The sequence below is a fragment of the Bacillus testis genome, from assembly GCF_001243895.1.
In the GTDB taxonomy this organism is placed as follows: Bacteria; Bacillota; Bacilli; order Bacillales; family DSM-1321; genus Bacillus_AD; species Bacillus_AD testis.
Map to the genome: position 1 here is coordinate 1,956,105 of NZ_LN851186.1, position 22,329 is coordinate 1,978,433.

24 protein-coding genes and 1 pseudogene are annotated in these 22,329 nt (G+C 44.8%); 17 read left to right on the forward strand and 8 right to left on the reverse strand.

Annotated features, from left to right (window positions below):
• The first annotated feature begins 186 nt into the window (after positions 1–186).
• From wrbA to BN1765_RS10060, 16 genes are all read left to right on the forward strand, one after another.
• Entirely contained in the window at positions 187–804 is a 618-nt protein-coding gene (gene wrbA / locus BN1765_RS09990) for an NAD(P)H:quinone oxidoreductase (protein ID WP_050614987.1), read from the forward strand.
• Between the two features lie 488 nt (positions 805–1,292).
• On the forward strand, positions 1,293–1,457 hold the full coding sequence (locus BN1765_RS20255) for a hypothetical protein (RefSeq protein WP_187119437.1): 165 nt from the start codon (positions 1,293–1,295) through the stop codon (positions 1,455–1,457).
• A gap of 262 nt (positions 1,458–1,719) precedes the next feature.
• Positions 1,720–2,460 (forward strand): metallophosphoesterase family protein, encoded by a 741-nt coding sequence (locus BN1765_RS09995; protein WP_050614988.1) that lies wholly within the window; start codon positions 1,720–1,722, stop codon positions 2,458–2,460.
• Between the two features lie 17 nt (positions 2,461–2,477).
• On the forward strand, positions 2,478–2,705 hold the full coding sequence (locus tag BN1765_RS10000) for a hypothetical protein (RefSeq protein WP_050614989.1): 228 nt from the start codon (positions 2,478–2,480) through the stop codon (positions 2,703–2,705).
• Between the two features lie 197 nt (positions 2,706–2,902).
• The gene (locus tag BN1765_RS10005) at positions 2,903–4,219 is read left to right on the forward strand and encodes a phenylacetate--CoA ligase family protein (RefSeq protein ID WP_390621197.1); all 1,317 of its coding nucleotides are present in this window, start codon (positions 2,903–2,905) and stop codon (positions 4,217–4,219) included.
• A gap of 144 nt (positions 4,220–4,363) precedes the next feature.
• Positions 4,364–5,323: a 1,2-phenylacetyl-CoA epoxidase subunit PaaA gene (gene paaA / locus BN1765_RS10010; protein ID WP_230199514.1), complete on the forward strand. Its 960-nt coding sequence runs from the start codon at positions 4,364–4,366 to the stop codon at positions 5,321–5,323.
• Between the two features lie 16 nt (positions 5,324–5,339).
• Positions 5,340–5,690 carry a 1,2-phenylacetyl-CoA epoxidase subunit PaaB gene (gene paaB, locus BN1765_RS10015; protein ID WP_050614992.1) on the forward strand — a complete coding sequence of 117 codons (351 nt, stop codon included), beginning with the start codon at positions 5,340–5,342 and terminating at the stop codon, positions 5,688–5,690.
• On the forward strand, positions 5,687–6,478 hold the full coding sequence (gene paaC / locus BN1765_RS10020; protein ID WP_050614993.1) for a 1,2-phenylacetyl-CoA epoxidase subunit PaaC: 792 nt from the start codon (positions 5,687–5,689) through the stop codon (positions 6,476–6,478). The genes paaB and paaC overlap by 4 nt, the downstream gene beginning before the upstream one ends.
• A gap of 16 nt (positions 6,479–6,494) precedes the next feature.
• Complete coding sequence (gene paaD / locus BN1765_RS10025) at positions 6,495–7,001, forward strand: 1,2-phenylacetyl-CoA epoxidase subunit PaaD (RefSeq protein ID WP_050614994.1); 507 nt, start codon at positions 6,495–6,497, stop codon at positions 6,999–7,001.
• A 14-nt stretch (positions 7,002–7,015) separates the two neighbouring features.
• A complete protein-coding gene (locus BN1765_RS10030) occupies positions 7,016–7,318 on the forward strand; it encodes an EthD family reductase (RefSeq protein WP_050614995.1) in 303 nt (100 codons plus the stop codon).
• Positions 7,318–8,091, forward strand: coding sequence for an enoyl-CoA hydratase/isomerase family protein (locus BN1765_RS10035; protein ID WP_050614996.1), 774 nt, complete (start codon positions 7,318–7,320; stop codon positions 8,089–8,091). Before BN1765_RS10030 ends, BN1765_RS10035 begins: the two co-directional genes overlap by 1 nt.
• An 11-nt stretch (positions 8,092–8,102) precedes the next feature.
• Positions 8,103–8,876, forward strand: coding sequence for an enoyl-CoA hydratase-related protein (locus BN1765_RS10040; RefSeq protein ID WP_050614997.1), 774 nt, complete (start codon positions 8,103–8,105; stop codon positions 8,874–8,876).
• Positions 8,877–9,025: 149 nt separating this feature from the next.
• The gene (locus BN1765_RS10045; protein WP_050614998.1) at positions 9,026–9,901 is read left to right on the forward strand and encodes a 3-hydroxyacyl-CoA dehydrogenase; all 876 of its coding nucleotides are present in this window, start codon (positions 9,026–9,028) and stop codon (positions 9,899–9,901) included.
• Entirely contained in the window at positions 9,898–11,097 is a 1,200-nt protein-coding gene (locus tag BN1765_RS10050; protein ID WP_050614999.1) for a thiolase family protein, read from the forward strand. Before BN1765_RS10045 ends, BN1765_RS10050 begins: the two co-directional genes overlap by 4 nt.
• Positions 11,098–11,206: 109 nt before the next feature.
• Positions 11,207–12,088, forward strand: coding sequence for a phenylacetic acid degradation operon negative regulatory protein PaaX (gene paaX, locus BN1765_RS10055; protein ID WP_050615000.1), 882 nt, complete (start codon positions 11,207–11,209; stop codon positions 12,086–12,088).
• 49 nt (positions 12,089–12,137) lie between these two features.
• Complete coding sequence (locus BN1765_RS10060) at positions 12,138–13,103, forward strand: NAD(P)H-dependent flavin oxidoreductase (RefSeq protein WP_050615001.1); 966 nt, start codon at positions 12,138–12,140, stop codon at positions 13,101–13,103.
• 431 nt (positions 13,104–13,534) lie between these two features.
• On the opposite strand, the gene BN1765_RS10065 is transcribed toward BN1765_RS10060, so the two are convergent.
• A complete protein-coding gene (locus BN1765_RS10065; RefSeq protein ID WP_050615002.1) occupies positions 13,535–13,996 on the reverse strand; it encodes a YhfM domain-containing protein in 462 nt (153 codons plus the stop codon).
• Positions 13,997–14,180: 184 nt separating this feature from the next.
• Here BN1765_RS10065 and BN1765_RS20425 point away from each other — a divergent pair.
• Positions 14,181–14,264, forward strand: a pseudogene (locus tag BN1765_RS20425) (GNAT family N-acetyltransferase); the annotation flags it as partial.
• Positions 14,265–14,449: 185 nt separating this feature from the next.
• On the opposite strand, the gene BN1765_RS10070 reads toward BN1765_RS20425, so the two are convergent.
• The 7 genes from BN1765_RS10070 to BN1765_RS10100 form a co-directional block, all read right to left on the reverse strand.
• Complete coding sequence (locus BN1765_RS10070) at positions 14,450–15,871, reverse strand: dihydrolipoyl dehydrogenase family protein (RefSeq protein ID WP_050615003.1); 1,422 nt, start codon at positions 15,869–15,871, stop codon at positions 14,450–14,452.
• Positions 15,872–17,065, reverse strand: coding sequence for a dihydrolipoamide acetyltransferase family protein (locus tag BN1765_RS10075; protein ID WP_187119438.1), 1,194 nt, complete (start codon positions 17,063–17,065; stop codon positions 15,872–15,874).
• A gap of 10 nt (positions 17,066–17,075) precedes the next feature.
• A complete protein-coding gene (locus tag BN1765_RS10080) occupies positions 17,076–18,074 on the reverse strand; it encodes an alpha-ketoacid dehydrogenase subunit beta (RefSeq protein WP_050615004.1) in 999 nt (332 codons plus the stop codon).
• Entirely contained in the window at positions 18,061–19,131 is a 1,071-nt protein-coding gene (gene pdhA / locus BN1765_RS10085; RefSeq protein ID WP_050615005.1) for a pyruvate dehydrogenase (acetyl-transferring) E1 component subunit alpha, read from the reverse strand. Before pdhA ends, BN1765_RS10080 begins: the two co-directional genes overlap by 14 nt.
• A 78-nt stretch (positions 19,132–19,209) precedes the next feature.
• Complete coding sequence (locus tag BN1765_RS10090) at positions 19,210–19,617, reverse strand: thioesterase family protein (RefSeq protein WP_050615006.1); 408 nt, start codon at positions 19,615–19,617, stop codon at positions 19,210–19,212.
• Positions 19,618–19,992: 375 nt separating this feature from the next.
• On the reverse strand, positions 19,993–20,256 hold the full coding sequence (locus tag BN1765_RS10095) for a hypothetical protein (RefSeq protein ID WP_050615007.1): 264 nt from the start codon (positions 20,254–20,256) through the stop codon (positions 19,993–19,995).
• Between the two features lie 86 nt (positions 20,257–20,342).
• Positions 20,343–21,830: a nicotinate phosphoribosyltransferase gene (locus BN1765_RS10100; protein WP_050615008.1), complete on the reverse strand. Its 1,488-nt coding sequence runs from the start codon at positions 21,828–21,830 to the stop codon at positions 20,343–20,345.
• Between the last annotated feature and the right edge of the window lie 499 nt (positions 21,831–22,329).

A 22,329-nucleotide genomic window follows, 5' to 3' on the forward strand; every position in this document is an offset into this window, starting at 1 on the left:
AGCTCCTCTGTATCCCTTTTTTATATGTAATCTTTTCCTTTTGAAAGGAACAGGTTTTACGGAAAGAAAAGAGGGAAACGAAAAATAGAGTGCACAAGTAAAGGTCGATTGTCTGATTACTGTCACATAGATGAGGGCATGGCCGATCGATATATAGACTAATATAGTGAGAAGGAGAGAAGATAAATGACGAATACAAAAGTTGCAGTCATCTATTATAGTTCAACAGGTACGAATCATAAAATGGCCGTTTGGGCGGCTGAAGCAGCAAAAGAAACAGGAGCTGAGGTTAAATTAGTGAAAATTCCTGAATCGGCCCCGGACTCCGCCATTGATAGCAATCCGGCTTGGCGCGCACATGTGGAAGCGACCAAAGATGTACCGGAAGTTACACTTTCAGACCTCGAATGGGCTGATGCCTATATCTTCAGCATTCCGACTCGTTTCGGCAATGTACCGGGCCAAGTAAAACAGTTCATTGATACAGCCGGCGGTCTATGGGCGCAAGGAAAAACAGTGAACAAAGTGGTAAGCGCTATGTCATCGGCCCAAAATGCGCATGGCGGCCAGGAACAGACCATCCTTTCCTTATATACGACCATGCACCATTGGGGAGCAATCGTAGTAGCCCCTGGTTATGCGGATCCTTCATCATATGCTGCCGGCGGCAATCCCTATGGCACAAGTGTAACAGTTCCTAAGCCGGGTGAAATGAATGAAGATGTGGAAGAAGCAGTGAAATTCCAAGCAAAACGTACCGCTACAGTAGCGCAATGGGTAAAAGCAGGCAAGGAAGCCAATTAACAGCCATTATCTTTTTAAGAGGGTTCTATAGAAAAATGGAATCTGTAATCTTGCTGCCATCGGATTTTCCAGCATCCATGAGCAGAGCAGTCGTGCCCTCAACAGAACAGACCGGGAACGTAATTGGCAAAAGCAGATTGCGGTATATGCCAAATAGTTAATCCGAATATTTAGGGAAATCCTATATAAAAACAGAACAATGTTTCTTTTTACGTTGTTCTGTTTTTATTTGTTAAAATGGCAGAAATGAAGTGGATAGACTAGAAGATTGATAGGCAGCCTGAATTTAATCAAGGAGAAGGAGGCAATACATATAATTAACCTTCAATTGTTCTTAACAAATTATGTTCCAAATTATCAACAGAAATTTATACTGCTGAATTAATTAATAAAACCAATTAGTAAATAATGGAAAAATGAAGTATAATTAGGAAATAAACCTAGTTGCGATGAATTTAAGAAGAATAGATTTCTTAGGAGGAACATAGATGGAAGGTGTAATAGTATGTGTTTTGATTTTCTCTGTGCCTTTAATTAGAATCGTTACCAGCCACCTTCAGAAAACACAGGAAATGAAACGAGATATGATTCGGGATCAAGTGGAACTAGAAAAACTGCGCAACGAAAATTTCATCTTGGAAACGGAAAAATGACGTTTAGAATTAGACCAATCCACAAAAAAACTTTTGCCATAATCCATTTGCGTACATATGATATTTTAAGTTGAAGAACAAGCAACAGTAAGAAATAAGGGTGATTCCTCTAAAAAGATGAAAGGGAATGAAGGAAATCACCTACCGATCGAAGCTCCACTTTATCTACCTGCCAGAGTGCCGGACAGGATTTTTTTCTTCATCTCTTTGGGCAGTCAATGAACATGATGTTTGCTGAATTGAAGGAAACAGGAGGTTCATAATGGATAATAGCATTTTCGCCGTCAGCGATATCCACGGCCAATATACAGCGTTTCAACATTTGCTGAGGAATTGGGATCCAGCTATGCCGTTGGTGATTTTAGGCGATTGCATCGACCGCGGCAAGGACTCGCCGAAAGTGATCAGTAAAATCATTGAGCTTCAGCATAAATACGAAAACAAGGTGGTCGTTTTAAGAGGAAACCATGAGGATATGTTACTTACATTTTTGGACAACCCCACAGAGACCACTGGACTGCACTACTTCCGCAATGGTGGCGATTTGACCATCAAACAATTCACGGAGCAGGCAGATTTATCGGAAATGTGTTTTCCTGAAATAGCAGAACAAATGAAAGCGGCATTGCATGGCTTTCAGTCCTACTTTGATCAGCTGAAAGCTTATTATGAGTTCGGTGATCTTCTGTTCATACACGCCGGTATCGACCATACGTTGGCAGATTGGCGGGAAACGGATCCCTATCAAATGGTTTGGATCAGGGAAGGGTGGCTTCATGAAAATAAAACCGGTAAAATCATCGTCTTCGGCCATACACCTACCAGGATTATCCATAGAAGTGAGAGCAATGATGTTTGGATAAGTGAAAACGGGTCTTATATCGGTATAGATGGAGGTTCCGTGTATGGAGGGCAATTGAACGGAGTGGTTTTGACGGACAAAGGAAGAATCGTGCAGTGTTTTGCCGAAAAAGCAGATTCGCCCTACGGGGATGTACAGTAAGGAAGGAGGCTGAGACAATGACTATAGGAATAATAACGGTTGTGATGATCTTTTCCGTACCCATTATCGCCGTTATTTCCAGCCATTTTGAGAAGCAATCAAAGTTAAAAAATGAACATATTAAAGATCAAATAGAACTTGAAAAATTAAAACAGGAAAACTTTATCGCTGAAACGGAAAAATTGAAATTGGAACTTAAAAAGCTGGAATTACAGCAGCCGAATGACTTGGACCTATTTAAATAACGGGGCACTTAATCTTGAGCAGCACTTAATCTATTTGAAAGGATTAAGTGTTTTTTTATTGTCAATTTTTTGAAATTTATATTTGACAAATATATGTCTGGATACTAACCTAAACATATAACATAAAAATAAGTCTTCGTTCTTAAAGTGTAATTATGATTGCAGGGGAGGTTGGTTGATTGATCTATAATCTCGATATGGAGACGATGGAACGAGGCGCCCTGAAAAAGCTGCAATATCGGAGGCTAATGAACACATTGCGAAGGGTGATCGGCTCTGTTGGGCATTACCGGCTGAAGATGGTGCAAGCGGATGTCGGCATTGAGGACATCCAATCGCTCGATGACATTTCCAAGCTTCCGTTCACCACGAAAGACGATTTGCGGGATACGTATCCGTTTGGAATGTTTGCTGTACCTCAACATGAAGTGATCCGGATCCACGGTTCTTCCGGAACAAGCGGCAAGCCGACAATAGTTGGCTATACGGAAAAGGATATCGGATGTTGGTCGGAAATCGTCGCCAGATCGATTGCCGCAGCTGGAGGCAAGAAAGGCGATCTCTTCCACATTGCCTATGGTTATGGATTATTCACAGGAGGCCTCGGTCTTCATTACGGTGCAGAACAGCTGGGAATGACTGCGATTCCCATGTCTGCCGGGAATACAGACCGGCAAATCACTGTGATTAATGATTTGCAGCCGCAAGGAATTTGTGGAACCCCTTCCTATATGCTCAATTTAGCAGAAAGAATGGAGGAAAAAGGCTTCAATCCACGCCAATCGAATCTGGCATACGGCATTTTTGGCGCAGAACCTTGGTCTGAAGAAATGCGGGCGATCCTCGAGGATAAATGGGGAATTACAGCTGTCGATATTTACGGATTGAGCGAAGTGATGGGCCCTGGGGTGGCAGTCGAATGCCAAGAGGAACAAAACGGCTTGCATATCGCAGAAGACCATTTTATTGCGGAAATCATTGATCCTTCAACCCTATTGCCAGTAGAGGAAGGAAAAGAAGGAGAGCTTGTCTTTACAAGCCTTACGAAGGAAGCGCTTCCAATCATCCGTTACAGGACGGGCGATATCGCCAGCCTATCAAGCGTCCCCTGTTCATGCGGCAGAACCAGTATAAAAATGTCCCGAATCAAAGGCCGTACCGACGATATGATGATTATCCGCGGAGTCAATGTTTTCCCTTCCGAAATAGAACGGCTATTGTTGCAATATAAAGAACTGGTGCCACATTATCAAATCCACCTGAAGACAAAAGGCTCAATGGATGAAATCAACTTGCATATTGAATTACAAGATGACTTGTATAACCATCTCGGCCAAAACCTCGCACATGAAAACCTGTCCCGATTAAAATCAGATATCAAACATACCATTAAAGCGAATTGCTTGGTCAACACGGAGATCACGATCTGCCGGCCAAAGGAGATTGCCAGATCAGAAGGAAAGGCCATCAGAGTCATAGACTGGAAAAAACAGCAAAGTAATCTTTTCAGTTAACTTATTACAATTCAAATCCTCACTTCCTTTTCATACACCATAATCCTATAAATATACAATGACATCAAATCTATTATTCCTATATTTGTATAACACTTTTTTGTTCATCCGGGTGGCTACTGTTATAACCAAGGAGGGATGTGCATGGACATGCATGCATTGAGCGAAGAAGAGAAACAGCATGTTTTTATGGAGCGAATCATTAATAATGAGAAAATCGAAGCCGACGATTGGATGCCCACTGAGTATCGCGATACGTTGATCAAATTGATTTCCATGCACGGTATTTCTGAAATAATGGGCGCTTTGCCCGAAAAAGAATGGGTGCCGAGAGCTCCTTCGCTGCAAAGGAAGCTGAGCATCATGGCAAAAGTCCAAGATGAGATGGGCCATGGCCAATTATTGCTGCGCGTAACGGAAGATTTGCTGAAACCCTATGGAAAAGACCGCCAGGATATTATGGAAGACCTATTCTCCGGCAGGCTTAAGTTTCATAATGTTTTCCACATGCCGACAAAAACGTGGGCCGATGCCGGCATGATTGCCTGGCTGGTGGATGGCGCTGCCATCATGACGCAAACGAATATGTTAAATGCCTCATACGGTCCTTATGCCCGAGCGCTTCACCGCATCTGTGCGGAAGAAGTTTTCCACGCCCAGCACGGCGAGTCCATTGTTATGGCGATGGCGGAGGGAACTGTCGCCCAGAAGGAAATGCTGCAGGATTCCTTAAATCGTTGGTGGGAATCTTTGCTGATGTTTTTTGGGCCGGCAACCAAGGAGACTACCGGAACATCGAAGCAGGATATCACCATTAAATACAAGATTCGCAGCAAGACCAATGAAGAGCTCCGGCAGAAATTCCTGACCAAGTATATCCCCAGAATCCAAGCTTTAGGCCTGATCATCCCAGATCCTGCTCTGGCATTCAATGAAGCGGAGGGCATATGGGAATATACCCAGCCTGATTGGAAGAAGTTCAAAGAAATTATTTCGAACAAAGGGCCGCGTTCCCAAGAGCGCCTCCGTCTCAGAAAAATTTCATACAGTGAAAATGCCTGGGTCCGGAAAGCCTTGCAAGAATCGTTTACGCCATCTTCTTAAGGAAGGATCGGATGTTATGGGAAAAGTTGATACATTCTATCGGGAATATGAAGTATTCAGCAAAAAAACAATGGATGGACCGTTTCAGCATCAATTCAGCCTTTTGGCGCCCAATCAGGACATGGCTTTAATCATGGCCCAGGAAAATTTCATGCGGCGTGAAGCGGTGGCGGATATTTGGATTGTGGAGCGGTCGGCCATCAAGGGATTGGAGCCGGAAGAAAAAAGAATGCTGAAGCGCCTCGATAACAAGTCGTATAGGACAACAAAGGGCTACGGCCATCTGCGGGTTAAGTGGCGGCAGTATGAGCAGAAGCAATTGGACGAAAAAGAAATCATGTCATGGGGGGAAGACAAAACTCAATGAATGAAGCGTGTAAGAATGCACTAATAGATCTCTTGTTCCAATTGGCCGATGATGATTTTTTGTATGCGTTCAGAGGGTCTGAATGGTTAGGGTTGGTGCCGCATATCGAAGAAGACGTGGCTTCGGCATCCATCACCCAGGATAGCATGGGCCACTCGTCCATGTACTACTCCTTGCTTGAAGAGCTTGGTCTTGGCCCGGTCGATGTGTTATCGCATGCCCGCAAAGCAGAAGAACGGAAGAACTGCGTACTGGTTGAAAAAGCGAACGGGAGCGGCCATTATATGGAAGAACCCCATTACGACTGGGCATATGCTGTCTGCCGCAATTATCTCTATACGGTTGCCAAGAAAGTGAAAGTGGCCGCCTTGAAAAAAAGCGCTTATCAGCCTTTAGCGCATATTGCAGCTAAAGTGGAAATGGAATTGTATTACCACGAGGCCCACTGGCGGACTTGGTTCACTCAATTGGCCTGTTCGAACCAAGAAGCGGCCGAGCGGATGAAAAAGGCGCTGCAGCGTGTCATGGATGATTGGCACGATGTATTCTCTTTAGGTGCCCACAGCGAAAAGATTGTTTCCTGCGGGTTTCTTGTTTCCGAGAAAGAATTGCAAGCGAATTGGGAAGCAATCGTGCTGCCTCTCTTTAGCAAGTGCCGCCTCCATCTGCCCGCATCAGCCAATCCTCATCCGTTAAATGGAAGATTGGGTGAACATTCTGCTGATTTGAATATAGCATTGGCTATTTTAAGCGAAGTATATCTGGCAGACCAGCAAGCCATCTGGTAAGGAGGCGAATCAAGACATGTCCTTCACAAAGTTGCAGAATCAGGTAGCGGAAGGATTGCAACAGATAATGGACCCCGAAATCAACACAGTTTCGATTGTTGACCTTGGCATGGTCGAGAAGATTGAAATCGGACAGCGCGAGGACGGTTACACTGTAAACGTCATTTTGCTGCCAACGTTTCTTGGCTGTCCGGCATTAGGGATTATAAAGGGCAACATCATCAAATCATTGTTCGCGCTGCCGGAGATTGCTTCGGCAACCGTACAATATGCCTATCATCCTCCTTGGACTTCGGACCGGATCACGCCTCAGGGCTTGCAGGGATTGAAAGCATTCGGCATTTCTGCTCCGCCGTCCATCAATGAAGAGGACGGTTCATGGGAAGCGGAATGCCCTTACTGCAGCTCCATGTATGTCACGGTGGACAATTTGTTCGGTCCGACGGCATGCCGAAGCATCCTGTACTGCAAGAATTGCAAAAATCCATTTGAAGTAATGAAGCCTATATCAAATTTAATGTAGAGGAGATAACCAATATGGTAAAACTGATTGCTTTATATAAACATCCCGAAAACAAAGAGGCTTTTGACGAGCATTATTTTAACGTACATGGACCGATTACTTCGAAGATTCCTGGATTGAAAGAAATGAAAGTCACAAAAATCGTCGGTTCTCCAATGGGCGGCGAAGGGAAGTATTATTTAATGTGCGAAATGATGTATGACAGCCATGAAGCATTGAAAGAGGGCATACGGTCGGTGGAAGGAAAAGCTTCCGGGAAAGACCTGATGGGATTTGCAGGAGATCTGGTCACCCTTATGATCGGTGAAGATGTGTAATGGACTACCAATATATCGAGCATAAAGTCGAACAATCCATCGGGTTTCTTACACTGAACCGGCCGGAAAAACATAATGCATTGAACCGGGCGATGGTGGACGAGATTGTCCACTGTGCAGAAGCATTTGACAGGGATAGCGGTGTTCGATGCATTTTTCTGTCAGCCAATGGAAGGTCTTTTTCAGCTGGGGCCGATATTGCGGAAATGCTCCATGACAATCCGATTGATTTGGAACTTAGGAACCAATTTGCACAGTGGGACCGCTTGGAAGCTGTAAAGAAACCGATGATTGGCGCCGTAAAAGGGTTCGTCTTCGGCGGCGGTTTTGAACTTGCTCTCTGCTGCGATATCTTAATGGCCGCTTCGGGAACCGAGTTTGCTTTTCCGGAAGTGAATCTTGGGGTCATGCCAGGGGCGGGCGGCACCCAGCGGCTCACAAAATTGGTCGGTAAAAACAAAGCATTGGAATGGTTATGGACGGGAGAAAGAATCAGTGTGGAAACTGCTCATCGATATGGAATCGTCAATCGAATCATTTCGCCTGAATTGCTGGAAGAAGAATCACTGCGCTGGTTAACGGCATTGACGGAAAAGCCGCCTCTTTCTCTAAGGTTCATTAAGGATGCTGTTCAAAAGGGGGCGGATGCCCCGCTGATGGAAGGCATGCAGCATGAGCGCAAGAATTTTTATTTGCTGTTTTCTTCGGAAGACCAAAAAGAAGGGATGAACGCATTCCTGGAAAAAAGAAAAGCTCATTTTAAAGGGAAATAGAGGTGACTTTAATGTTCGAAACGATCCAATATGAACTGGATTGCCATACGGCTCGAATCGTGTTGAACAGGCCCCAAGCATTGAATGCTTTTACAGCGGATATGAATAGGGAAATTGCAGAAGCAGTCAGGCTGGCTTCGCGCGATGAACAAGTACGCTGTTTGATGATCACTGGCGCGGGGCGCGCTTTTTCTTCAGGCCAGGATCTTTCCCAAGTGGATGAAACGATGGATCACGGACAGGTGCTGAGGGATCATTATGGACCGATGGTCAAAGAATTAATGAATTGCCAAAAGCCGATTGTGGCGGCAGTAAACGGGGTGGCGGCGGGAGCGGGTTTCAGCCTGGCACTTGCCTGTGATTTTCGGCTGCTGTCAGAGAGAGGTTCGTTTCTGAATGCGTTTATTAATGTGGGCCTTATTCCGGACTCGGGCAACTTGTACTATTTAAATAAATTAGTAGGCCCTGCAAAAGCATTGGAAATGTCCGTATTGGGAGAAAAAATCTATGCTGAAGAGGCTTTAAGGCTGGGATTGGCCACCAAGGTGATCGCCGAGGAGGCGTGGCAGGAGGAAACGAAAGCGTTTTGTGACAGAATGGCTTTCCTCCCGACGAAAGCCATTGGACTAATAAAAAGGTCACTGAAGATGGCCGATTCTCTTGGATTGGAGGATTATCTGTCAATGGAAGCGGAAGCGCAAAGAATCGCCGGGAAAACGGTCGACCATCAAGAAGGGGTGGCTGCTTTCATGGCAAAAAGAAAAGCAGTGTGGATCGGAAAATAAAGGGGCGAGGGCCGTCATAAGCCAAAAAATACGGACATGATGACGCTCGCTGTCCGTATTTTTAATGAGGTTGGTTCAACGATTGATTGGTGGAGGATGAACTCCACCAATCAATTAGGGAGAATTTATTTAGGGAAGGAATTGGGTATATGGTTAAAACCATCGTAGTCATCGGAGCCGGCGTTATGGGCAGGGGGATTGCTTATGCATCTGCTTTAGGCGGATATGAGGTCTTCTTGACCGACGTGGATAGGAAGTCGTTGGACAAAGCGAGGCAGGAGATTGATAGCATCATTGAGCAATCGGTCGAACGGATAAAGATTACTCCTTCACAAGGCAAGGAAATCGAACAAAAGCTAGTTTACAGCATGGACCTCCGGCAGTGCCTTGCCACTGCAGATTTGGTGATCGAAGCAGTCCCGGAAAAGAAGAATATCAAACAAAGAGTGTTTCAGGAAATGGAACGATATGCCCCTGGCCATTGCCTGTTCGCAACCAATACGAGTACGATGAGCCCGACAGAGATCGGCTCATATGGCAAAAGGCCGCATAAGACAATTGCGATGCATTTCTTTAATCCCGTCCACAAAATAAATTTTATAGAAATCATTAAAGGATTGGAAACCGACGATGCAACAGTCGAAGAAGTGATTGGGGTAGCGAAGAGAATGGGAAAAGAAACAGCCGTGGTCAATGAATTTCCCGGTTTTATCACTAGCCGGATATCTGCACTTGTCGGCAATGAAGCATTTTATATGTTACAGGAAGGCCTGGGAACGCCTCAAGAAATCGACAAAGCGATCAAATTGGGCCTGAAATACCCGATGGGTCCCTTTGAATTGGTGGACCTCGTCGGTTTGGATGCCAGGCTTAACAATTTACTCTATTTGTATGAAAAACTAGGCGAAAAATACCGTCCAGCCCCGCTGCTGGAGCAATATGTAAAAGCAGGCCGGCTCGGCAGGAAAACGGGAAAAGGCGTATATGACTATTCGCAGGAGAATGAAAGAGGCGTCCACCTATGAAGGAAGTTGTGATCGTGGATGCTGTCCGGACACCGATCGGCCGCTATAACGGCGCCTTGAAAAATGTCCGCCCCGATGATTTGGCGGCAGGAGCTATTAAAGCTCTTTTGAACAGAAATACGTCTGTACCGCTGGATCAAATCGAGGAAGTGGTGCTGGGCAATGCCAACCAAGCCGGTGAAGATAACCGCAATGTTGCCAGAATGACTTCTTTATTGGCAGGGCTTCCTGTTTCCGTTGCCGGAACGACCATTAATCGCCTCTGCGGCTCCGGAATGGATGCCGTCATGTACTGTGCCCGGGCCATTGCGATGGGGGAAGGGGATATCTTTATAGCGGGCGGCACTGAAAGCATGACGCGCGCCCCTTTAGTAACAAGCAAACCTCATCAAGCTTTTCCAAGGGGCAATATGGAACTGATCGATACCACATTAGGCTGGAGATTCATCAATCCCCAATTGGATAGACAATACGGCACTGATTCAATGGCCAGTACAGCGCAAAAGGTCGCCGACCGTTACGGCATCAGCAGAGAAGAACAGGATGAGTATGCCTTCCTTAGCCAGCAAAGAGTTCAAGCTGCCTTGAGAAAAAATAGCTTCCATCCAGAAATCGTTCCTGTGGAATATACAGACCGGAAAGGCAACCAAATGATCGTGGATCAAGATGAACACCCACGCCCGGAAACAAATCTGGAAAAACTCGCGCAGCTAAAACCGTTGATGGAAGGAGGCACTGTGACAGCCGGCAATTCTTCAGGAATCAATGACGGCGCATCCGTGCTACTTCTTATGAGCAGGGAGAAAGCAATTGAATTGGGCTTAAAGCCATTGGCGCGCTATGCAGGAGGGGCAGTCTCAGGTGTTGAACCTGCCATAATGGGAATCGGCCCTGTTTATTCAACCCGTAAATTATTGGCACGCACAGGAATAAGCATACCGGAAATCGGCTTGATTGAATTGAACGAAGCGTTTGCTTCCCAGACGATTGCCTGCATGAAGCAGCTGGAATTGGATCCTGAAAAGGTGAACGTGAATGGAGGCAGCATCGCTCTTGGCCATCCATTGGGAGCAAGCGGCGCAAGGCTTCTCACCACTCTCGTCCATCAAATGCATGCGGGCAGCATCAAGTATGGCCTTGCCACCATGTGTGTCGGCGTCGGCCAAGGTGTTTCAGTATTGCTGCAGCAACCATAAAAGACGAGGAAAAATAGGTTTATTTGCACCTCGGGAATCGATATAATGAAAGGTAACTTCCGTTATATCAGGAAAATATAGGTTATTCGTACCGGAAAGAGTGAAAAGGATGGGCGCCAATACGCAATCAATGATTTTTACTATATATGGAGAGTATGTCCGTCATTATGGCAATAAAATTTGGATCGGAAGCTTAATTTCCTTACTGAAGGAATTCGGGCATAATGAACAAGGCGTCAGAGTCGCTATATCACGGATGGTGAAACAGGGATGGCTGCAATCGGAAAAGCAAGGGAATAAAAGCAATTACTTTTTGACCGAACAAGGAATAGGGAGAATGGAAGAGGCGGCTAAGAGGATTTATAAACTGGCTCCCCAAAAGTGGGATGGCAAGTGGCGCATTTTGATGTATACCATTCCTGAAGAGAAACGCCAAATCCGCGACGAACTAAGAAAAGAATTATTGTGGAGCGGCTTTGGCAGCTTTTCGAATGCATGTTGGATTTCGCCCAACCATCTGGAAAAAGAAGTGCGGCTATTAATCCAGAAATATCATATTGAAGAATATACCGATTTTTTTATCTCTGACTATATGGGTCCAAGAAATCCGTTGGAATTGGTGGAAAAAAGCTGGCCCCTTGATGAAATTGAAGAAAAATATGAAGCTTTCATTGCAACATACAGTCCACAGTATATCATTCACCAAAGCTCCATCCAGCGCGGGGAAATGTCCGATGGCGAATGCTTTGTGGAACTGACAAATCTTGTGCATGAATACCGCAAATTTCTGTTTATCGATCCCGGCCTGCCGAAAGAATTGCTTCGTTCCAGATGGAGCGGTAACCATGCTGCTCTATTGTTCAGCGAATATTATAAAATACTTGCAGGGCCGGCAAATCGCTTTTTCGAACAAATCTTCAGAGAAGGAAACGATCTCGGCCAGAAAGAAGATTCTTACAATGCGGCCGAGCATCCTCTGATCGTTGAGTAATAGACATAAAGCCTGTTCTATGAGGATTATTTAAAGGAGCAAAAAAGAGATGAAAAGAATAATAGAGCTATTGAAGATCAGCCGCCCGATCATCCAGGGAGGCATGGGCAATATCAGCAATGCTGCTCTCGCCGCTGCTGTATCCAATGCAGGAGGGCTTGGTACAATCGGTTGCGGTACTTTGCATCCCGACGTTGTGGAACAGATCATCCTTGAAACGAAGAATTTGACTGAAAAGCCCTTTGCAATAAATATTGCTATTGGCGTAACCGATTACAGCAAGGAATTGGCAAGGCTTGCTATCAAGCACGAGGTGCCGGTTGTAACACTATCAGCCGGCAATCCCGGGCCGTTTGTTCCGTTCCTGCAGGAGCAGGGCATTACCGTCATGGCAGTCGTAGCCTCTGTCAAACATGCCAAAAAAGCGGAGCAGGCTGGAGTCGACATTTTGGTGGCTGAAGGCTATGAAGCTGCCGGCATTAATTCCAATTTGGAATTAACAACCTTCACACTGATTCCGCAAATCGTCGACCACGTCGATCTTCCGGTAGTAGCAGCCGGCGGAATAGGCGATGGAAGAGGGTTGGCAGCTGCCCTCATGCTTGGAGCTGAAGGGGTTCAATTGGGAACCAGGTTGATCGCCACGAAAGAAGCACCTTTTCATGATACATATAAGCAAGCGTTAATACGGGCACAAGGGGAAGAAGCCATTATTGTCGGCCGATCGGTTGGCAGGATAAGAAGAATTCTGCGCAATCCATACGCAGAGGAATTGATGCTGGCTGAAAAGAATGGCATTTCGCTCCCTGATTTCAACCTGATGACAACCGAAAGCCAACATATCCTCGGCGCCATCCAAGGAGAAATGGATAAAGGATTCATCAATGGAGGCCAGGTCAGTGGGCTGATTTCAACTGTGCCTTCGGTAAAAGAACTGTTTGGAAGCATGATGGAGGAAGCTGAAAAGCAAATCAAAACGGTTTCCTGCGAGTGGGAGGAAATGGTCTCTGAATAGATGTGATTGGGGCAGCAACAAACAAGGAAAAAGGATGGTGCAACAATTGCTATAAAAGCTTAAAATGAACTATTCAGGAGGATGGAATTTGCGGAATTTATATAGAGGGTCCAATCGGCGTATTGCTTGGTAGGCGGTTCTGTTTTGTTTCTTGCTTTTGCTGTGTGTTTTACCAAGGAGAAAAAAGAAAACGAGTGTGAAACTGTAATGGTTTTATACTCGTTTTTTTGTAAAGCTTTCTGCTTTTTTTAGCGTGTGAGGAATTAAATCGTTTATCAAATTATTAGGTATTGACATAAGATGGCTTGACATTGGAAAAAACGTAACATTTGAAAACCAAGTGAAGCTAATGCTTATTTAAGCTTGTCAAAAATCCAATAACACTACCGTTGAAATGCTAAGAAGTGCATAAAAAAACTTCACTCAAAGTCTTAATTAAAACGAGATTCAACTAATTCAATCAATTTATCTGTCATATCACTTGAAACAGTATAGATGGTATTTGTATCTTCTGTTTTCATAAATGTGCTTCTTTGCCCCTTTTCGCCTAGCCATAAGAATAAACTTTGTTGACTGGCTTTATCGTAAACAATATCCATATAGAATTCAGGAGCAGCTATATCAACTATGCCATCCTCTTTTACTGCACTTGAGAAGATGTCCTGAAAGGCTTTAAGTGATTCTTTATCATCAAAAGTAATTTTATTGAATCCTTTTGGTTTTGAAATGCTTACGCTTGTAAAATGATTGTCTATTGAAAGTTGGTTATTGTTTTCTGATAAAGATGGCGAATTTACATTTGTTGCGGTAGAAATGTTCTCTTTCGATTGACAACCAAAAAGAAACAAAAACATAAAAGCTAAAGATAAAGCTACAAATGTGATTTTTTTCAAATCTGTTACCTCCTAATACTTATTACTATTATTCTTATTAGACGAGTAATTGCTTCTTGTAGTTTCTAAATTAGCAAAGAAAACATAATAATCAAAAACAATAATCCTTACGAAAACAGCCTTAATTTATCAATAAGACCATAAAATGTATTTATCGTACAAATAACATTGAATACAAGGAGCTATGTGGATGGAAATCAGACAATATCAAGTTGAAGATGAAATAGGTTGGGTTAGATGTAGAGTCCTATCTTTTTTAGATACTGCTTAATGTTAAAATAAATGGCTTTTGTACAACATTAAAATTTGTAATTGTTTGTAAATAGAATCATCAACCGTACAAAAAAGGATAGAAAGAGCAAAACTGATCTTGCTTTTCTATCCTTTTTAATATTATTTAAGATTTCAAGGTTTATTGTACAGATGGTCCTGAAAATCTCCACGATCAAACTCTTATTTATACGCATATGTTTGTTTCTGTGGAGGGATATGGATGGCTTGGCCTATGAGCCCTTCAACGGATTCCAGCAGGCTTTCCCCTATGCTTGGATGCGCATAAAATAGATCCTGGAGATCGGTTGTTTTTGCGGCCATTTCCAGGGTTTGGGCAAATGTGGAGGATAATTCAACAGCACCGTTCCCGACCATATGCAAGCCGAGTATGATGTCTGTTTGCTCATCAGCTATGATTTTCACCAGGCCTGAAGATTGGCCCATAATGGCTGACATTCCATTTGCAGCCAACGGAAATGTTGATGTTTTGATTTGACAGCCGCTTTCTTTGGCTTCCTGTTCACTCAACCCGGCATAAGCAATGGGCGGAATGCTGTGGACTACTTGGGGCATACAGGCGGTATTAATCTCTACTGGCTGCCCCGCCAAATACTCAGCTACTGCTTTTCCTTGTTTCAACGCTTTGCTGGCGAGCATAGGGCCGCCAGTTACATCTCCAATAGCAAAAATGGTTGGAATCGATGTCTGCATGCAGTGGTTCGTCGAGATGAATCCGTCGGTGCTTAATGCGATTCCCAATCTGTCTATGCCGAGTGCCTCAATCGCAGGGACTCGTTTTTCTTCTAGATACAAATGGGACCCTTTCAATGTAAAAGGCTCGCCGCCATAGGTTGAAAAGGCGGCAGTGACGCTGTTTTCGCCGCTTGAAATATCTTCTAGCTGCGAAGGGGAGTATAATTTGATTTTGCTTTTTTTCAGTAATCGTGTCAATTCGTTGCCTACTTCAGCATCCAGCTGGAAAGGGGCATCCAATACTAACGAGATTTTGGAGCCAAAGGTGGAATAGCTCATGGCTGCTTCGATTGCTAAATAGCCATGCCCGAATATGAGTAAATGTTCAGGAATTGTATCGGGCTGGAATACATCCTGTGAGTTCCAGACGTTTTGCTGTTCAGGATAGGAAGGAGCTGAGTGGCTGCCCGTTGCGATAATGGCTTTCTGGAAACGGAATACCTCGAAGGCATGGCCTTTTTCGACGCCAATCCGGTCATCCGACAAAAAACTAGCTTCACCGGCGATTACTTCGATTTTATTCGCTTTGCAAAGCTTCTCGACTCCTGCTCTTAATTGAGCGGTCACTTTTTCCTGATAGTTGCGCAAGGTGGAAAGGTTGAAAGAATGCTGGGGTATTTCCAGCCCGATGTTTATTAAGTGCTGTAACCCGCTTATGGATTTGGCGGCATGTGTGACGATTTTGGATGGTATGCACCCATTGTTCAGGCAAGTTCCGCCCATACGGTCTTTTTCAATCAGAGTGACGGATAAGCCAAGCTGGGCGGCGCGGATGGCAGCGTTATAGCCGCCGGGTCCGCCTCCGATGATGATGACCTCTTTTTCCTGGACCAATTCTCCTACAACCATCTAAATCAACTCCATCATCAATCTATTAGGTTTTTCTATCAATTCTTTGAACAGATTGGTAAACGCGATGGCCGTTGCGCCGTCGGCAATCCGATGGTCAAATGACATCGATAGATTCATCATATAACCGATGGCGATTTCATCCTGTTCTGTGACGATCGGCATTTTTCTCGTTTTGTGGAAAGCGATAATGGCCGTCTGCGGGAAATGGATGATCGGTGTTGCAGCTATACTGCCAAGAGGGCCGACGTTACTGACAGTAAAGGTTCCTTTTTGGCAATCCTTAGCTGTAATTTGGCCGTCTTTCGCTTTTTGGTTCCATCCGGCCGCCTCAGCCGACAATGCCCGCAGTGATTTATGGCCGGCATCCTTGATGACCGGCACAAAAAGGCCTTTGTCGGTATTGGCCGCCAAGCCGATATGATGGTCGGGATGAAGGATTATTTTTTCATTTTCGACATCTAACGAACTATTGAATATCGGAAATTCCTTCAGGCAAATGACCAGCGCTTTCAGGAAGAATGCGGTGATGGAGATGGATAAGCCGTCTGCTTTCAGATTTTCTTTAAAGGCTTTCAATCTGGTCATATTTATTTCTTCAAAATGGGTGACATGGGGGATCGTAAACATCGATTCTGTCATTTTATTCGCCGTTTGCTTCCGTACGCCTGTAAAAGGCACAAAATCAGCATGCTGAGGTGAGGTGAAGTTTGGTGTAACATTTTTAGCAGGTTGTTTTGGCTGTTGTCCGTTTTCTTGTTTACTCTTGATGGCCGCATACACTTCTTCTTCGGTGATTCTGCCGGAGGGGTCAGTAGGTGTAAGTTCCTCCAGGTTGATGCCATTTTCTCTGGCGATTTTTCGTGTATAAGGGGTAGCGAGTATGCGGCGCGGCAGTATGGCTGTCGCCGTTTGCCTTTTTTCCTCGCCTGAAGATATTTCTTTATTCGGAACGGGCGCTTCCGTATCGAGGTATAGAAGTGTGGTTCCGACCGGAATCGTGCTCCCGACCGGGTACAGGATCTGCTTGACAAACCCGGTAATAGGGGAGGGCAGTTCAGCCACCATTTTATCCGTCTGCACTTCCACCAATGGTTCATCCGCTTTAACGCTGTCTCCTTCTTTGATGAAGTAGGAAGTGATTTCGCCTTCTGTCATACCTTCGCCGATATCGTGCAATTTCAATTCAATCATAGAGACCTCCTTAGAAAGACATAACGTCAGTAATCGCATGCAAAATACGTTCGGGTGTTGGAAGAAAGTAATCTTCAAGTGAGAAAAAAGGAACAGGCACATCAAATCCGGTCACCCGCGCGATAGGGGCCTTCAAATATAAGAAAGAGGTATCGTTGATGATGCCTATAAGGTCATTGCCGAGTCCTCCGTTCGCTTGGGCTTCATGGACAATGACACCTCGCCCTGTCTTTTGGATCGATTGTGCAATCAAATCGGAATCAATCGGCGACAAGGTGAGCAGGTCGACGATTTCGCAGGAAATTCCGATTTTCTCTGCCATGGAAGCAGCTGTTGTGACGATTGGAAGCATGGCTCCCCAGGCGATGAGCGTTACGTCGCTGCCTTCTTTCCGGATGCGCCCTTTACCGATTTGCAGTGTGTATTTTTCGACTGGCACATCCATGCGGGAAGAGCGATAAGTGCGCATTGGCTCAAGGAAGAGGACAGGGTCCGGGTCTTCGGCGGCAGCAATCAGCAGCCCTTTGGCGTCATATGGTGTGGAAGGACAGACTACCTTGATGCCAGGCATATGGGTAAACAAGGCTTCTGTGCTGTCGGAATGGATTTCCGGCGCGCGGACGCCTGCCCCGTAAGGAGCCCTTATGACCATTGGAGCCGTATAATGGCCCATTGATTTTGAACGGATCCGCGAGACATGTGTCATGATTTGTTCATAGGCCGGATAGATGAAGCCAAGGAACTGGATTTCTACGATTGGCTTGAGGCCGGCCACTGCCAAGCCGAATGCGGTGCCGACTATGCCGGATTCGCTGAGGGGCGTATCGATGACCCGATCCTCGCCAAATGCTGCTTGAAGGCCGTCAGTAGCCCGGAAAACGCCGCCGTTTTTTCCAACATCCTCACCCATGATCAATGCCGAAGGATCATCGGACAGAATCGTGTGCAGGGCATCTTTGACCGCTTGCACCAACGTAAGCGAATGGGTTTTCTTTTCAGTGATGTTCATAGTTAACACCTCTCAAAAAGTCTTTGAATTGCTGTTTTTGGCGGGAAAGGGAATCAGGCAAATGGTGGTAGGTATAGTCAAAAAGATCATCCACAGAAGGCGGAGCAGCCTTTTCCATTTTCATCACGGCTGTTTCAATTTCAGTTTCGATTTCTTTATTCATTAGGGTAATAGCGTGTTCATCCCAATAGCCAGCATGCTTCATGCATTTTTCTACACGTTCGATCGGATCCGGCTTTTCCCGGGATTTATCTTGGTCGCGGTAACGTGAAGGGTCGTCGGCTGTCGTATGCGCACCATATCTCCACGTGACAGCTTCGATCAGTGTCGGACCATTTCCCTGTCTGGCTGCTGTCAGCGCTTTTTTCGTTTCGAAATAAACACAGAAAGCATCATTGCCGTCGATGCGGACGCTCGGAATCTCATAGGCGATGCCTTTTTGGGCGATTGTTTTGCTGTTCATTTGTTTTTCAATCGGCACAGATATCGCAATTTGGTTATTTTGGTTGAAAAGGACTAGAGGCACTTGGAAAACACTCGCAAAATTCAATCCTTCATGAAAATCTCCTTCCGATGTGGCGCCATCTCCGAAATAGACAATAGCTGCGGCTGAACTGTTTTTCTTTTTTTCAGCCCAGGCAGCCCCTGCAGCGTGGGGGATTTGAGTGGCAATTGGCACGGCCGGCGGGAAAATGCGCTTATTGTCCGGGGGCACCAGTCCTTCGAGCCTACCTTGCCAGTATAAGAACAGACGATGCATATCAATTCCGAACGTAAGGGTGGCTCCGTGGTCGCGGTAAGTGGGGAAGAGCCAATCATGGTCTTTCAGTGCCAGAGCGCTTCCGACCTGTGCGGCTTCCTGCCCTTCAAAAGGCGGGTATGTCCCCAGCCTTCCTTGACGCTGCAAGGAAATGGCTTTGCGGTCGAACATGCGGATCCGCTTCATATTTCTGTATAGGGAGAGGGCCAATTCTTTTGTGATTTGTTCTTTATAAGAATGGTTTACAATGTTGCCTTCTTCATCGATTATTTGTTGCAAAGGAAATTCGGCTAACATAGGATTTCACCTCAGGTCTCATGTTTTTGTAAACGATTGAGTTGGTTACCACAATGCGAATCGTACAATTGCTGTCATTTAATCCATTACTGTTCCTTTCGTTTGGGCAAGCTTTGCTTTAATTTCTTTTTTATCCAAGATGATTTGTGTGACCGTGCCTACGCCGATCATTTCTTTCTCGTTGCGCACTTCCAAATCGGTAACAACTATGTTTTTGCGGATTTGTGATACGGTGGCTTTGATGGTGATATGCGAATCCACAGGCGACATGCCCATATGCTTGATTTGGACAGAGGCGCCCAATCCTTCTTCATGGGGTTCTAGATAAGGGAGAATGATTTTCCGTGATGCCCATTCCATGTGGTACACCATGGATACGGTCGAATAGGCCGGATGAATGATTTCACCGCCGAAGCGGGCGAACATCTCTGGTGTAACAACGGTTTCGATGGTTTCCGAGTGGCCGATGCGTAAGCCTTGTTTCATATAACGCCTCCTTTATAACGGAAATAAAACGGGTAGTGTAAAAATGTTTATAGAGTGTAGATCGAATGCAGGGAGTGTTGAATCACTTGAGTAAAGCGTTGCAGTAGAAGTGATAGATGAAGGTATAAACGGTACTGAGATGTATGTAAGCGTATACATTTTGGAATTGTATAACAGACTTATAACGAAATTTTAGCAAGTTGTAACAAAACGGTCAACTAATAAAGTGAAAGTTTATCGAATTCTTACTGGCGCTGGATCTCCCAATTGCACGTTTGTATTTTTACTACCATGTTGAAGTGGGGGCCTTAGCGCCAGTTAGAATGGGATGAATGAAAAATCAACGTGAAGATCAACACCATTCACTTTGACTTTTTAACGCGCATAGGCTTTTAATCGGGGCAGGATGGGCAACAAAATTTCTGCTGCGATATAATCCATGTCCAATCCTATAAGATGCTTTCCCTCGAATTCAACGGAACGCGCTTTTTCAGGGTCATTACAGAAAGTAAAAGAGAGGATGCCTTCTTCTTCATGCATGGATACATATTGGAAATAAAGATTGTGCTCTGACAAAAAAGATTCAAACGAAGAACGCAAGTATTCAAGATTATTCGGATCGATTGACGCAAAAACCATATCATTTCACCCCTTTTACGTATATGGTAGCAAAAAGTCCGGCAAAGCCAAAGGAAAGGGACTGCCAAAGCAGTCCCAGTATCAGCTTATTCAGTAAAATTGTGTTTTGTTTGCAGTACCATTTGCTTAACCGCATTCTGGACTTCTTCAATATTGAGCATTTTGTTTTCCCAGCATTTTCTGCTTAGATCGACTGGGTATTCTTGCGGCCTCGAAATGCGCAAATACTCATCCCAAAGCAATGAAAGATTTTCTTTAGCGAAATTCTGGATGCTTTGAAGCGATGGTGTTTCGTATTTCAATTCGCCTTTATCAAAGATTAGATGATGCAGGTCAACAGCCTCAAAATTGGTTACAAATTTTGAGATATGTGTATGGACCGGGTGGAACATATTCAAATGATCTTCTTCCTGAGGGTTTTCGTCTTCCATGGTAATATAATCGCCCTCGGATTTATGGTTGTACTTATTGATGATCCGGTATACTTTCTTCAAACCAGGTGTAGTGACTTTTTCGGGATTAGCGCTTATCTTGATGGTATCCACCAGCTCGCCGTTTTCATCCTCGATAGCCACCATTTTATAGACCGCTCCGAGTGCCGGCTGGTCAAAAGCAGTGATCAGCTTAGTGCCGACGCCCCATGAATCAATTTTGGCTCCTTGATTTTTTAAGTTCAAAATCGTATTTTCATCTAAGTCATTGGAGGCAATGATTTTGGCATCTTTAAAACCGGCATCGTCCAGCATCTTTCTGGCTTGTTTAGACAAATAGGCCAGGTCGCCGCTGTCCAAACGGATGCCCACGAAATTAATTTGGTCGCCGAGTTCCTTGGCCACTTTGATTGCGTTCGGTACGCCTGAACGCAATGTATCATACGTATCGACCAAGAACACGCAATCTTTGTGGCGGCGTGCATATTTATGGAAAGCGGTGTATTCATCCTTGTATGCCTGCACCAACGCGTGGGCATGGGTTCCGGAAACTGGGATGCCGAATAATTTACCTGCCCGTACATTGGAAGTAGCGTCAAAACCGCCGATATAGGCAGCGCGTGTGCCCCAGATCGCTGCATCGAATTCCTGTGCCCGCCGTGTGCCGAATTCCATAGCGATTTCATCGCCGACCACATGTTTGATCCGTGAGGCTTTTGTGGCAATCAATGTTTGGTAATTCACAATGTTCAAAAGGGCTGTTTCGATGATCTGCGCCTGAATAAGCGGGGCGTCAATACGGATCAATGGCTCGTTACCGAAAGCGAGCTCGCCTTCCCTCATGGATAAGACTGTACCTGTAAAACGGAAATCCTTCAGATAAGCCAAGAAATCATCTTGGTAGCCAAGATTTCGTAAATACTCAAGATCCGATTCAGAAAACCGTAAATCTTTTAGATAGGAGATGATTTTTTCTAAGCCGGCAAAAATCGCATATCCGTTATCGAATGGAAGTCTGCGGAAATACACTTCGAAAATAGAACGTTTCTCATGAATGCCGTCCTCCCAGTATGTTTCGGCCATATTGATTTGATAAAGATCGGTGTGTAATGCAAAGCTGTCGTCTTTATAGTGGGTATTCATTTTTAGCTCCTCCAGCAAGTGTTAGTCTAGACTATGCATATAGCAAATTGTATGTATGGGGCGGTGCGCCCGGTCCCGGACAGCCAATTGTCCAATTGTCGTTTTAAATTCTTGGCAGTATAGATCGGTTTTAGGACGTCACTATTGCTTTTTTGTTTTATTGGGTTGGCTTCTTGGAATTTCTGGTTGTTGTTTGCTTTTTTTCAGCTTTAATGACCGGAAATGATCTCATTTTCGCGCGAGAAAATTCCGTATGATCGGTAACGGCAATCCATTAAGCTGTAGGCAGAAAGTTTCCTTGCCGTGATAGTGTAAGATTTTTTATCGCCATATTATATTGAAATGATTCATAGATCCATGTGTAACGCCGGTTCCCTCTTTCAGTTCGCCCTCGGCTGTCCAGGGTTTTATCCTTATGGGCAATTAGATAGGGAACTTATTGATTAGAAGCAATGCTTTAGCATCCTTATCTTATATAATACTATGTCCAACTATTAAT